At 66.5% G+C, this 13,025-nt stretch carries 15 protein-coding genes; 1 reads left to right on the forward strand and 14 read right to left on the reverse strand.

Translation table 11 applies throughout. The annotated features are described in order from the left end of the window. Positions 1 to 219 precede the first annotated feature (219 nt). The 13 genes from BUC15_RS17215 to BUC15_RS17265 all read right to left on the reverse strand — a co-directional run bounded on the left by BUC15_RS17215 (position 220) and on the right by BUC15_RS17265 (position 10,077). Positions 220 to 1,161 (reverse strand): DUF4349 domain-containing protein, encoded by a 942-nt coding sequence (locus tag BUC15_RS17215; protein WP_084189711.1) that lies wholly within the window; start codon positions 1,159 to 1,161, stop codon positions 220 to 222. Positions 1,162 to 1,275: 114 nt separating this feature from the next. Beyond that, positions 1,276 to 1,878, reverse strand: coding sequence for a histidine phosphatase family protein (locus BUC15_RS17220; protein ID WP_073190819.1), 603 nt, complete (start codon positions 1,876 to 1,878; stop codon positions 1,276 to 1,278). Then, positions 1,878 to 2,261 carry a ribosome silencing factor gene (gene rsfS / locus BUC15_RS17225; RefSeq protein WP_073190822.1) on the reverse strand — a complete coding sequence of 128 codons (384 nt, stop codon included), beginning with the start codon at positions 2,259 to 2,261 and terminating at the stop codon, positions 1,878 to 1,880. Before rsfS ends, BUC15_RS17220 begins: the two co-directional genes overlap by 1 nt. Beyond that, complete coding sequence (nadD, locus tag BUC15_RS17230) at positions 2,248 to 2,916, reverse strand: nicotinate-nucleotide adenylyltransferase (RefSeq protein ID WP_073190825.1); 669 nt, start codon at positions 2,914 to 2,916, stop codon at positions 2,248 to 2,250. Before nadD ends, rsfS begins: the two co-directional genes overlap by 14 nt. Beyond that, positions 2,913 to 3,041, reverse strand: a complete 129-nt coding sequence (locus BUC15_RS21025) for a hypothetical protein (RefSeq protein WP_281249306.1) — start codon at positions 3,039 to 3,041, stop codon at positions 2,913 to 2,915. The genes nadD and BUC15_RS21025 overlap by 4 nt, the downstream gene beginning before the upstream one ends. A 44-nt stretch (positions 3,042 to 3,085) precedes the next feature. Further along, positions 3,086 to 4,327: a glutamate-5-semialdehyde dehydrogenase gene (locus BUC15_RS17235; RefSeq protein ID WP_073190828.1), complete on the reverse strand. Its 1,242-nt coding sequence runs from the start codon at positions 4,325 to 4,327 to the stop codon at positions 3,086 to 3,088. 192 nt (positions 4,328 to 4,519) lie between these two features. After that, positions 4,520 to 5,614 (reverse strand): glutamate 5-kinase, encoded by a 1,095-nt coding sequence (proB, locus tag BUC15_RS17240; RefSeq protein WP_073190831.1) that lies wholly within the window; start codon positions 5,612 to 5,614, stop codon positions 4,520 to 4,522. A gap of 1 nt (position 5,615) precedes the next feature. Beyond that, positions 5,616 to 7,100, reverse strand: a complete 1,485-nt coding sequence (gene obgE / locus BUC15_RS17245; RefSeq protein ID WP_073190835.1) for a GTPase ObgE — start codon at positions 7,098 to 7,100, stop codon at positions 5,616 to 5,618. A gap of 31 nt (positions 7,101 to 7,131) precedes the next feature. Further along, positions 7,132 to 7,308, reverse strand: coding sequence for a hypothetical protein (locus BUC15_RS20100; RefSeq protein WP_175558393.1), 177 nt, complete (start codon positions 7,306 to 7,308; stop codon positions 7,132 to 7,134). Positions 7,309 to 7,370: 62 nt separating this feature from the next. Then, a complete protein-coding gene (locus BUC15_RS17250) occupies positions 7,371 to 7,592 on the reverse strand; it encodes a sigma factor (protein ID WP_073190839.1) in 222 nt (73 codons plus the stop codon). Positions 7,593 to 7,700: 108 nt separating this feature from the next. Next, positions 7,701 to 7,952: a 50S ribosomal protein L27 gene (gene rpmA / locus BUC15_RS17255; RefSeq protein WP_073190842.1), complete on the reverse strand. Its 252-nt coding sequence runs from the start codon at positions 7,950 to 7,952 to the stop codon at positions 7,701 to 7,703. Between the two features lie 13 nt (positions 7,953 to 7,965). Further along, complete coding sequence (gene rplU, locus BUC15_RS17260; RefSeq protein ID WP_073190845.1) at positions 7,966 to 8,274, reverse strand: 50S ribosomal protein L21; 309 nt, start codon at positions 8,272 to 8,274, stop codon at positions 7,966 to 7,968. Positions 8,275 to 8,400: 126 nt separating this feature from the next. Then, positions 8,401 to 10,077 carry a ribonuclease J gene (locus BUC15_RS17265; protein WP_073190848.1) on the reverse strand — a complete coding sequence of 559 codons (1,677 nt, stop codon included), beginning with the start codon at positions 10,075 to 10,077 and terminating at the stop codon, positions 8,401 to 8,403. Between the two features lie 30 nt (positions 10,078 to 10,107). Here BUC15_RS17265 and BUC15_RS17270 point away from each other — a divergent pair, with 30 nt between their 5' ends. Continuing rightward, positions 10,108 to 10,659: a GNAT family N-acetyltransferase gene (locus BUC15_RS17270; protein WP_139280342.1), complete on the forward strand. Its 552-nt coding sequence runs from the start codon at positions 10,108 to 10,110 to the stop codon at positions 10,657 to 10,659. A gap of 711 nt (positions 10,660 to 11,370) precedes the next feature. Here the strand turns inward: BUC15_RS17270 and BUC15_RS17275 are convergent. Further along, positions 11,371 to 12,819: an NAD-dependent succinate-semialdehyde dehydrogenase gene (locus BUC15_RS17275; protein ID WP_073190854.1), complete on the reverse strand. Its 1,449-nt coding sequence runs from the start codon at positions 12,817 to 12,819 to the stop codon at positions 11,371 to 11,373. Positions 12,820 to 13,025: the final 206 nt, after the last annotated feature.

Below are 13,025 nucleotides of genomic sequence, written 5' to 3' on the forward strand. Positions count from 1 at the left end.
CGCGTCGGTTGAGCCGGGCCGCGTCGGTTGAGCCGGTCCCACCGCGCGAAGCGCCGGGGACCGTGACGAAACCATCGCGACCATCCCCGCAGACCCACCCAAAGATGCCGTGGTCAGGACCCTGCACCGTGTGCGACGTGGTAACGCCCACGCGCAGGCGTCGCTGCGCTCCTTCGGCGCGGCTCAACCAACCGCGGCGGCTCAACCGACCGCGGCGGCTCAACCGACCGGACCTCCACCTGGCGGTTCGCTCCCCTCGCTCTCCGCTTCCGAGGTCCCCGCCGCGGCGACCCCCCTCCTCCGCCGGATCACAGCGCGGACGACGAAGAACGCCACCAAACCCAGCGCCCAGATCGGCGCGGTCGCGATGATCACCGTCAGCGTCACCGTCAGCACCTGCGCCGCTCCACGGATCCCGGTGGTGATCGCGTCGACGAACCCCCAGGACTCGCCAGACGGGGTCACGATGTCGCGCGGTTCGACCAACTCGACCGACACCGTCGACATGGCCGCCTGCCGCTCCAGGTACTTCACCTGCGCGTCGAGCGACTCGATCTCGCCGCGCACCCGGTTCAGTTCTTGTTCGATCGACAGCATGTCCTCTACGTCCTTGGCGGCCTCGAAGAACTCCCGCAGGCGCGCCTCCTGGGCTCTGAGGTTCTCCAGGCGCGCGGTCATGTCGACGTGTTCCTGCGTCACATCGTCGCTCGATTCACTCTGGAACCGGATGGTGCCGAGCTTGGCGACCTCCGCGACGAACTCCTCGTAGCTGTCGCTCGGCACCCGGACCGTCACCCAGCCCCGCAGCGCCGTCCCGTCCCCGCCGGCCTCCTCGTAGTGGTAGACCCACTCATCACCGGAGGCGATCTGCATGTTGGAGACCGTGCCCTCATGAGAGCGGGTGAGGTTGCGGATCTCGTCGACCGCTTCGCTGGTGCTCCCGACCTCGAGCCGCAGCGTCTTGGTGCGGATGACCATGGCCGCGTCGCCGTCACCGTCAGTGGTGCCCTGCTCGGGGAGGGCACCGCCACCTACCGCTGGCGCGACGGCGGGCATGTCGCCTGCCGTGCTGGCGCCCGAACCAGCGCAGGCCGCGAGCATGAGCGACATCAAGAGTGCGCAGGCCAGGCTTAAGGCCCTTACCGTTCGGGTGCGCTTCATCTTCTTCTCCAATTCTGGCCGGGCGAATGTGGGACCCAGACGGACTGGGCAGCATTCACCCTAACGACGCGCGGGAGACGTGACAGGTTGTCAGCCGAAGTCGAGCAGTCACGATCAGTGGCCGACGTTGTGCGCGAGCAGGCGCCAAGCCCCATGGCCGTACTGCAGATCGGAGTAGTGCGCATTGCCCAGCCCTCCGAGCACGCGCCCCTCTAACCGCAATAGAGCGTGCAGCACGCGGTTCAGCAGCAGCCCGTGCGACACGATCAGCACCCGCTCACCCTCATGTCGCGCGGCGATCTCGTGGAACGCGGGAAGTGCGCGCTCCAGGAGATCTGCGAGGGTTTCCCCGGTGGGGGAACGCCGGAAGTCGACCCCGTTGGCGTACTTCTCCTCGTAGCTGGGCATCTCCTGCCTGATCTGCTCCCACGTACGCCCGGCCCAGGTGCCGACGTCGATCTCCATGAGCCTCGGGTCGGTAGCAATCTCCGTACCCGGACGGACCAGTTCGGCGGTGTCGACCGCACGGCTGAGCGGGGAAGCGTAGACGGCCGCGAAGTGTTGCCCGGACAGTGCCTGCGCGGCGGCCCTCGACTGGGCGACCCCCCGCGCGTTCAACGGGATGTCGCTCTGCCCCTGGAACCTGTGTTCCCGGTTCCAATCGGTCTGGCCGTGCCTCAGCACCACCAGATCCCCGACGGGGTGCGGCCCCGGCACTACTGAGCGTCGACCGGCGCGGGCAGGTCGATGTCGAGGTGGATCGCCGGGCAGTCCTTCCACAGCCTCTCGAGGCTGTAGAGCGTGCGCTCTTCGCTGTGCTGCACGTGGACGACGAAGTCGACGTAGTCAAGCAGCACCCAGCGGTTCTCACGGTCGCCCTCGCGGCGCAGCGGCTTCACCTTGATCTTGAGGAGGGCTTCCTCGATCCCGTCGACGATCGCACCGACCTGTCGCTCGTTGCCCGCCGACGCGATCAGGAAGACGTCGGTGATCGCGAGATGCTGGGACACGTCGAACGCGACGATGTCGTCCGCCAACTTGTCCGCTGCGGCCTGAGCCGCGATCCGGACATGCTGGAGGACTGAGTCAGGAACGGTCATTTGGTGCCTTCGAATCGTAGGGAGGGTAGAGGCCGCGCTTGGCGATGTACTGCACGATACCGTCTGGCACCAGATACCAGATCGGCTGCCTGGCCATGACCCTGTCCCGGCAGGCCGTGGAGGAGATCGCAAGGGCGGGCACCTCCAGAAGAGTCACGCTGCCAGGTGGGAGATGAGCCAGATCGTCAGCGGTCATCGGCACGCCCGGCCGGGTGACGCCGACGAAATGGGCGAGGCCGAACAGGTCCTCCGCCCCCCGCCAAGTCAGGATCTGCCGGACGGCGTCGGCACCGGTGATGAAGAACAGGTCGGTGTCCGGCCCGCGGGCCGCCCTCAGGTCCCTGAGAGTGTCGACCGTAAACGTGTCGCCTGGGCGGTCGATGTCTACCCTTGAGACCGTAAACCGTGGGTTGGAGGCGGTTGCGATCACCGTCATCAGATAGCGGTCCTCGGCTGCGGAGACCCCCCGGTCACGCTTCTGCCACGGGACTCCGGTCGGCACGAAGACGACCTCGTCGAGGGCGAACTTGGCGGCCACCTCGGAAGCTGCGACAAGGTGCCCGTGATGGATGGGGTCGAAGGTGCCACCCATCACGCCGAGCCGGTAGCGACCCGGCCGCGCCGCACGGGCGAGCGCGAGTTCGGTTTTGGTCACTTCGAGTGTGGGCGCCCCGACCCCATGCCGACGATCCACACCAGCACGGACAGCAGGATGAACAGCACGATCGCGCCCATCACCCAGCTGGGTACGAGGGGCGCGGTCTCCAGAAGAAGGCTCATGGCAGGCGATCCTAGCAATCAGGGCGAGGTTGCGCGTGCTTTGCTCAGACGCGGACCTGTCCGTCTCCTTCGATGACGTACTTGGTGCTGGTCATCTCAGGCAGGCCCATCGGGCCGCGGGCGTGGAGCTTCTGGGTGGAGATGCCGATCTCCGCGCCGAAGCCGAACTCACCGCCGTCGACAAATCTGCTGGACGCGTTGACCAGTACGGCGGCGGCGTCGACCCCCGCGACGAACCGGTCGGCGGTCTCCCGGTTGCGGGTGACGATCGTCTCGGAATGGCCGGTGGTGTGGCTGCGGATATGGGTGAGGGCCTCGTCGAGGGAGTCGACCACACGGGCTGCGAGGTCGAGCGAGAGGTATTCGGCGTCGAACTCGGTGTCGGTGGCCGGGACGACGGCGTCGGAGAAGACGCGGGTCGCCCCGTCGCCATGCACCGTGACCCCAGCCTGGCTGAGGGCATCCAGCGCACGCGGTAGGAAGGCGTCGGCGATGTCTCGATGGACGAGCAGGGTCTCGGCGGCGTTGCACACCGACGGCCGCTGCACCTTGGCGTTGAGGAGGATGCCGATTGCCTGGTCGATGTCGGCTGCCGCGTCGACGTAGATGTGGCAATTTCCTGTGCCGGTCTCGATGACCGGGACGGTTGATCCCTCGACCACCGCGCTGATCAGCCCGGCACCGCCCCGAGGGATCAGAACGTCGACCAGGCCCCTGGCGCGCATCATCTCGCCGGTGATCTCGCGGCCGCCCTCGACGAGTTGCACCGCGTCGGGGGTGATGCCCACGGAACTCAATCCCGCGCGGAGTGCCTCGACCGTCACCCGGTTGGTGTGGAGCGCCGACGATGAGCCGCGCAGCAGTGCCGCGTTGCCGGATTTGAGGCAGATCCCGGCCGCATCGGCGGTCACGTTGGGACGGGCCTCGTAGATGATCCCGACAACCCCGAACGGGACGCGGATCTGCGTGACACGGGCGCCGTTGCCGAGGCGCCAGCCTCGGACGGCGTCACCGATCGGGTCGGGGAGGGCCGCAAGGTCGCGCAGGCCCTGCACCATACCGGCGACGCGTTGGGGCGTCAGTACCAGCCGGTCGACGATGGACTCATCGGTGCCGGCATCTCGAGCACCCCGGACATCGACGGCGTTCTCCGCCAGTAGGGCCGGCTCGGCGGCGGCGAGGGCGTCGGCCATGGCGTGCAGCGCGGCGTCCTTTGCGTCACGGTTCAGGGTCGCGAGTTCGATCGACGCGACGCGTGCGGCTACGGCCTGCTCGGCAAAATCCATGCCGGGATTCTACCCGCCCGGTCCGACCCTTCCCCGCTGCGTCCGGGTGTGGTAACAACGCCATCCCAGCGCCGCGCATCAGGTGCAACGAAAGGCGATAAGCACTATCCGGCGTTCGTTTCGCGACGCCCGGATATCGCGGCGGCCGCAGGTAAGGCGAATCATGGGTCAGGACGACGACCATCGACCGACCTACTCGGTCAGCATCATGTGGTCGCGATGGACGGCGGGCCGCAGGCTCCGGTGCCCGGCCTCAGCATTGGAGCGACCGAGTTCGAGCGTCAGGTCCGCGCTCGAGTACCCGACGAATCCACGTCCGATCGTGCGACCTCCCGCTCCGAGGATCTCGACCGGCTCCCCCTCTGCGAAGGTTCCCCGCACCTCGCGAACCCCCGCCGCAAGGAGCGACGCGTGTCTGGAGAGCAAGGCCCGCTCAGCGCCTTCGTCGACCTCCAGGAAGCCGCGCGGCTCGGCCGCGAACGCCAACCACAGGAGCCGGCGGGGGCGACGTTTGCGCCGTGCCGGAAAGAAGGTACCGACGTCTTCTCCGGCTAGGGCCTTGCCAAGGTCGTCGGCGTTACCGAGCACCACGCTCACCCCTGCCTGAGTGGCGATGTCCGCGGCCAGCAACTTGGTCCGCATGCCGCCGGTGCCGACCTTCGAACCCACCCTCGAGGTGTCCACCTCGAGCGCGGAGATGTCGTCCACCCTGTCGATCCGGCTGGCGCCGGGCGTCTCAGGATGGGCCGTGTAGAGGCCGTCGACATCGCTCATCAGCAGCAGGGCGTCGGCCCTGACGAGGTGCGCGATCAGCGCCGCGAGCCTGTCGTTGTCGCCGAACCTGATCTCATGCGTTGCGACGGTGTCGTTCTCGTTGACGATCGGGACGACCCCGAGGCGAAACAGCCTCGAGATCGTGTTCAGGGCGTTGCGGTAGGTCTTGGGCCTAAGCACATCCTCGACCGTCAACAACAATTGCGCCACATGGACGCCGTGCTCGGCGAATGCGTCGGAATATGCTCGCACCAACAATCCCTGCCCGACGGCCGCGGCCGCCTGCTGGGTCTCCAGGTCGCGCGGTCGTCGCCTCAACCCCAGCGGCCCGAGCGCCGCGGCGATCGCGCCGGAGGTGACCAGCACGACGCGCACCCCCCGATCGTGCAATGCCGCCAGCTCGCGGGCGAACTGCGCAACGCGGGCCAGGTCCAGCTGTCCCTTGGAGTCGGTCAGCGACGAGGAACCGACCTTGACGACGACGCGCTTGGCCCCCTCAACCTCGGGCCGCATCTCAGCTCTTCGGCTCTTCCATACCGCTGGTCGCGTTGTCGACCGCGGCCTTCGCCGCGTGGTACTCGGCGTCCATCCGCTTGCGCCTGGCAACAGCGGGCCGGTCGGCCTCAAGCCGGACGTCCTCGCCGCGGCGGCTGAGGATCTCGGCTCCGATGTCGACCTGAGGCGCGAAGTCGAAGACCACTGCGTCCTCGCCGCCGATGGCGACGGCGTCACCTGGCCTGGCCCCGATATCCAGGAGTTTGGTCTCGACGCCTAGGCGGTTCAGCCGGTCGGCGAGGTAGCCGACCGCTTCGGCGTTGCTGAAGTCGGTCTGCCTGATCCAACGCTCAGGCTTCACGCCGCGCACGCGCCACACGAATCCGCCTTCGCCGTCCCCCTTCTTCGCGATGGTGAACTCCTCCGCCGTGCCCTTCTTCGACGCGACCGGCGACGGCCTCAACACCTTGGACGGAGCCGCGGCAGGCAGAGCCGCCCGGCGTGCAGCCACGATCTCGGCCATCGCGAACTTCAACCCACCGAGCCCTTCGCCTGTCTTGGTGGAGATCACGAAGATCGGGAACCCGAACCTCTCCAGCTCGGGTTTGGCGATCTCAGCCAACTCATGGGCGTCGGGCAGGTCGACCTTGTTGAGCGCGATCAGCCGGGTGCGATCCTCCAGCCCCCCGTGGGCGGCCAACTCGGCCTCGATCACCTCAAGGTCGGCTGCCGGGTCACGTCCGGGTTCGTAGGTGCCGAGGTCGATGACGTGGACGATGGCCTGGCAACGCTCGATGTGGCGCAGGAAGTCGAACCCGAGGCCCCTGCCCTCGGAGGCCCCTTCGATCAGGCCTGGCACGTCGGCGACGGTGTAGGTCACCTCTCCCGCGACCACTACGCCAAGGTTGGGCACCAGGGTGGTGAACGGGTAGTCGGCGATCTTCGGCCGGGCCCGCGAGATGGCGGCCACCAGCGACGACTTGCCGACGGAAGGGAAGCCGACGAGGCCAACGTCGGCGACGACCTTCAACTCCAGTTGGATCAGCCTGGTCTCACCCTCCTCACCGAGCAGCGCGAAACCGGGCGCCTTTCGGGCAGCGGTCGCAAGGGCCGCGTTCCCGAGGCCGCCCCGTCCACCCTGGGCGACCACCAGTTCGTCGCCGGGGCCGGTCAGGTCGGCGAGAGCCTCGCCGGTTTCGGCGTCAGTGACGACTGTTCCCGGCGGCACCGAAAGCGTGATCGACTCCCCGCGGGAGCCGTGCTGGAAGTCACCCTTGCCGGGCTGACCGTTGGTGGCCTTGCGCACCGATTGGCGGTGGTAGTCGACCAGCGTCGAAAGGGAGTCGTCGACCCGGAGCGTTATCGAGCCGCCCTCTCCCCCGTTGCCGCCGTCCGGGCCGCCGAGCGGCTTGAACTTCTCGCGGCGGATGGAGGCACAGCCGTGCCCGCCGTTGCCGGCCTGGACGCTGAGCTTGACGCGGTCTACGAAGGAAGGAATAGCCATAGCGAGCGTCAGTCTACCGGCCGCACCCGAACTACTCGGGTTTGAAGCTCAGGCCGTACTCCTCCAGCCGGACCCTGATGTCCTCAGGCAGCGGCCAACTGGCCCCGCCGGGCTCGGCGACCAACCTTCCCGGCAGTGCGCCGTCCCAGTAGAGGCGCATCGGGGCGCCGTCCGAGTCGGTCAGCACGATGAAGTTGGCGGAGTTCATCCGCCCCACTCCCGGTCGGTTCCGGCAGCGAACCGTTGCCCGATCTCGCGCGCCAGCTGCGTCTACGCAACCAGGACAACGTAGGTCTGGTAGATGGCGGTGCGCACATATGCCTCGAAGGCGCGGTCCGAGTCGAACCGGGGATATCTGCCGTAGCACTTCATCAACGCCGTCTGCACGAGATCCTCCGCGCTGTGCGGATCCGAGGTCAGCAGCCATGCCGCGGACCAGAGCGCACCGCCCCGGTCCTCGACAAACCGGTCGAACCGATCGGCCGAACTCATTGTGCCTCCATACCCTGAAGAACGCCGCGGGCGCCGGTTTCCATTGCAGGAAAGACAGTTGAGGCCCGCCCCAATGGGGCGGGCCTCAAACCGAGTCTGTGCGGATGCTCAGGCGGACACGATGTTGACGACGCGGCGACCGCGCTTCACACCGAACTCCACCGCGCCCTCGACGAGGGCGAACAGCGTGTCGTCCTTGCCGCGGCCGACGCCGTCGCCGGGGTGGAAGTGGGTGCCGCGCTGGCGCACGATGATCTCGCCCGCGCCGACGACCTGGCCACCGTAACGCTTCACGCCGAGGCGCTGAGCGTTCGAATCACGACCGTTACGCGTCGAGGACGCGCCCTTCTTATGTGCCATGTCTCTACTCTCCTCAGGCGTCGATGCCGGTGATCTTGACCTGGGTGTACCGCTGACGGTGCCCCTGGCGCTTCTTGTAACCGGTCTTGTTCTTGTACTTCAGGATCCGGATCTTCGGACCCTTCTTCAAGCCGAGGACCTCGGCGGTGACGGAGACGTCACCGAGTCCCTTGGCATCAGAGGTGATCTTGTCGCCGTCGACCAGCAGCAGCGGCTGCAGGGAGACGGTACCGCCGACCTCTTCGGACACCAGATCGATGTCCAGGATGTCGCCAACAGCCACCTTGTGCTGACGACTCCCGTTGCGCACGATCGCGTACACGACTGACCTACCTTCGTTAATTCATTCCAAAGCTCACGGCTGCCCGTCGGATACACAAAGAACCGGGGCAAAGCACCGATGGGCTACTTTACTTGCGTGTGGTCACCCGGTCAAACCGGGACGCCCTCAGGTGGTGACCACCACTGGGACGATCATCGGCCTGCGGCGCAGCGACTTCGAAACCCACTGTCCGAACGCACGCCTGGTGATCTGCTGAAGGCGGTGGGCGTCATTGGCGCCGTCGCGCATCGCGTCCTGGAGCGCATCGGCGACCCGCTTCTTGGCATCGTCGAAAACGCTGTCCTCCTCGGCCAGGCCTCGGGCCTGGATCTCCGGACCCGAGACGATCTTCCGGTTGTGGAGGTCGACCACGGTGATGACGGATACGAAGCCCTCCTCGCCGAGGATGCGACGGTCCATGATCGAATCCGAGATGTCCCCGACGAACGAGCCGTCGACGAAGATGTAGCCGGCATCGACGGCACCGACCTTGCGCGCCACGCCACCCTTGAGATCGATGACGTCTCCGTCACCGGCGACGATCACGCTCTCGGAAGCCATCCCCGTCTTCTCAGCCAGCTTGCCATTGGCGATGAGGTGGCGCACTTCTCCGTGGATCGGCATCGCGTTCTTGGGGCGAAGGATGTTGTAGCAGTAGAGCAGTTCCCCTGCTGAGGCGTGCCCGGAGACGTGGACGAGCGCGTTGCCCTTGTGAACGACGTTGGCACCGAGCTTGGAAAGGCCGTTGACTACGCGGTAGACCGAGTTCTCATTGCCCGGGATCAGAGAGGAGGCCAGCAGGACGGTGTCGCCCGGGCCGACCTCGACCACCGGATGTTCCTTGTTCGCGATCCGGCTGAGAGCGGCCATCGGCTCGCCCTGTGAGCCGGTCGAGATGATGACGACCTCGTCCTTCTTGTACTTGTCGATGTCCTTCAACTCGATAAGGGTCCCAGCCGGCACCTTGAGGAAGCCGAGGTCGCGGGCGGTGGCCATGTTGCGCACCATTGAGCGACCGACGTAGACGACCTTGCGTCCGTGCTTTACCGCCATGTTCATCACCTGCTGCACGCGATGCACGTGTGAGGCGAAGCAGGCGACGATGAGCTTGCCCTTCGTGGCGTCGAAGACGCGCGCGATGGCGGGCTCGATCTCGATCTCGTGCGTCGTGAAACCCGGCGTCTCGGCGTTGGTGGAGTCGGCCATGAACAGGTCGACGCCCTCCTCTCCGAGTCGCGCGAAGCCACGCAGGTCCGTGATGCGCCCATCCAACGGCAACTGGTCCATCTTGAAGTCGCCGGTGTGGAGCACTGTGCCGCCCTTGGTGCGGATCGCGACGGCGAGCGCGTCAGGGATCGAGTGGTTCACCGCGAGGAACTCGAACTCGAAGTTGCCGATCTCCAGGATCTCGCCTTCCTCGACGGCATCGAGTGCGAAGTCACGGATGCGGTGCTCACGGAGCTTCGCAGCCAGGAAGGCCAGCGTGAGCTTGGAGCCGTATACGGGGATGTCGGAGCGGCGCTTCAGCAGGTAGGGAACCGCGCCGATATGGTCCTCGTGGCCGTGCGTCAACACCAGGGCGACGATGTCGCCCAGGCGTCCGTCGAGGTAGTCGAGCGCGGGAAGGATCAGGTCGACACCTGGATGGTTGTCCTCGGGAAACAGGACGCCACAGTCGACGAGTGCGATCTGCCCATCGATCTCGAAGGCGGTCATGTTCCGCCCCACATCGCCCAATCCTCCCAGCGGAACGATCCGAAGCGTTCCGGGGGCGAGTTTCGGGGGCATCTTGGCGTCGGTCATGGGGCAAGGCTAATGGATACCATGGGCGCCATGTCCGTCTCAGACTCCGTCCGTCTCGCCCTTCCAGCCGAAGCGGTCGACTTGGCCCGCATCCAGCGACGGGTGTGGTCGCAGTCCGACGCGCTCGCCTCCGCGGTACAGGCAACCGCCGCCGACGAGGCGACCAGGGCGTGGCATGACGCCATCGTGCGGCCTCCCCTCGCCCATTTCCGGGTGCTGGTCGCGATCGGCGAGGCGGGAATCGTGGGATTCGCCGTCACCGGCCCCTCTGGAGACCCGGATGCCGAAGCCACCACCGGTAGCATCGGGGAGTTCATCGTCGACCCCGCGCAGCGTGGCAAGGGCCACGGGTCGCGGCTGCTCAACGCCGCCGTCGACACGCTGCGCACGGACGGCTATCTCGTGGCAACCATGTGGGTGCCCGCCACCGACGATGCGCTCCGTGAGTTCCTGGTGGCCAGCGGCTGGGGAACCGACGGTGCACATCAGGAGGTCGGGGTCGACGACGAGGGCACGCACCTCAAGTTGGTGCGCCTCCACACCGACATCGGATTGGAACCGGGCCAGGCGCGATCAATCTGAGCGGTCGGGGCTCGACACCTGGGAAACCGCACGTCACCAGGGAAAGCCCCTCGACACCAGGGAACGCGCGACACCAGCGGTATACCGCAGGTATCCAGCGACAACACTGGTAACCGCCGAACAACGCTGGTGGCGGCGAGCAGAATCGTCGGTGACGACGTCGTCGTCACGCGTCACGCGTCACGCGTCACCAGGGAAACCGCGCGACACCAGGGAAAACGCGCGACACCAGGGAAAATGCGCGATACCAGCGGTATACCGCAGGTATCCAGCAAGAACCCTGGTGACGACGACACAACGCTGGTGACGGCGAGCAGAATCGTCGGTTACGACGTCGTCGTCACGCGTCACGCGTCGCCAGGGAAACCGCGCGTCACCAGGGAAAACCCCTCGACACCAGGGAAAACGCGCGGCACCAGCGGTGTACCGCAGGTATCCAGCAAGAACCCTGGTGACGACGACACAACGCTGGTGTCGGCGACATAACCTTGGTGACGGCGACATAACCTTGGTGACGACGACGCAACCCTGGTGACAACGACACAACCCTGGTGACAACGACACAACCCTGGTGACAACGACACAATCCTGGTAACGGTCGTCCTCGAAGTGGTGGCTCCACATCGACGACGGCCGGGCAGGCTGCTCCGCCACGGTCCCACTTCGCGACGAGGCCGTCGACGCTGGACGCCTCGGGCGCCCGGGGCGGATTCAGAGTGCAAGTCCCAGGTACTTGGTCTCCAGGTACTCATCGAGCCCCTCGTGTGAACCTTCCCTGCCCAGCCCGGACTGTTTCACGCCTCCGAATGGTGCAGCAGGGTTCGACACGACTCCGGTGTTGACGGCGACGATTCCGCTCTCCAACCGCTCGGCCGCGCCAAGCACCCGGCCAATGTCGCGCGAGTAGACGTAGGCCATCAGGCCGAACTCGGTGTCGTTGGCAAGCGCAATCGCCTCGTCGTCGTCGTCGACCGTCACGATCGGGGCGACCGGACCGAAGATCTCCTCACGCAGCAGCCTCGCGTCGCGCGGCACGTCTGCAAGCACCGTCGGCTGGAAGAAGTGCCCAGGCCCGTCCATCGCCGCGCCACCTGTCAGCACCTTTGCGCCCTTGGCGATCGCGTCGTCGACCAGTTCGGTGACCTTGGCGACGGCGTCGTCGTCGATCAGCGGGCCGAGCGTCGTGGCCGGATCCATGCCATCGCCGACCACCAGCTGCCCGACGGCGGCCACCAGCTTCGAAGCGAACTCGTCGACGAGGTCACGGTGCACGTAGAAGCGGTTGGCCGCCGTGCACGCCTCACCGTTGTTGCGGAACTTGGCAGGAATCGCCCCGGCGACCGCCCCATCGACGTCGGCGTCCGAGAGCACGACGAACGGTGCGTTGCCACCCAGTTCCATGGAGGTTCGCAGCACGCCGTCGGCCGCCTGCTTCAGCAGTGTCCTTCCCACCTCGGTCGAGCCGGTGAAGGTGAGCTTCCTCAGCCTCGGATCCTCCAGGATCGGTTTGGACACCACGCTCGAACGTGACGACACCACGCAGTTGACGACACCGTCAGGCACCCCGGCGTCCTTCAACGTCTGCATCAGGTACAGCATGGTCAGCGGGGTCAGCGAGGCTGGTTTTGCCACGACGGTGCAGCCGGCAGCCAGTGCGGGCCCGATCTTTCGGGTCCCCATCGCGAGCGGAAAGTTCCACGGCGTGATCGCATATACCGGTCCGACGGGTTGTTTCATGGTGAGCAGCCGGTTGCCGCCGAGCGGGGCGGTGCTCCAGCGACCCTCGATCCGGCAGGCCTCCTCCGAGAACCAGCGGAAGAACTCGGCTCCGTAGGCCACCTCGCCACGCGCCTCCGCGAGCGGTTTGCCCATTTCGAGGGTCATCAGGGTCGCAAAATCGTCGCCACGTTCCACGATCAGTTCGAACGCCCTGCGCAGGATCTCGGCCCGTTTCCGTGGGTCGGTGGCGGCCCAGCCGTCGGCCGCCTCGCAGGTCGCATCGAATGCCGCCTGAGCGTGCTCCGGGGAGGCATCGCTGACCTCGGTCAGCAGTTCGCCGGTGGCCGGGTTGAAAACCTTGAAGGTGCTCCCGGTGGCGACGAATTCCCCGGCGATGAACTGTCCTACCGGCACCCTGGCCAGCACTTCGTTGACTGTCATGCGTCCTCCTCATCGAAGTCGGTCTTCAGGCGGGTCGCCAAGCGTCGGCGTCGACCGACTCCACCGGATCTCGAGCGACCGTTGGATGGCTTCGAGCCTACCCGCGCCAATTGCCGGGATGGCCACAGCTGCGCAACCGGACGTCGATTTGAGCAGGATCCGACACTCATCGACCCAAGCGTGGCATCGTCAGCAGTAAACGCCCG

Origin of the sequence: Tessaracoccus bendigoensis DSM 12906, assembly GCF_900141915.1 — a bacterium.
Classification (GTDB): domain Bacteria; phylum Actinomycetota; class Actinomycetes; order Propionibacteriales; family Propionibacteriaceae; genus Arachnia; species Arachnia bendigoensis.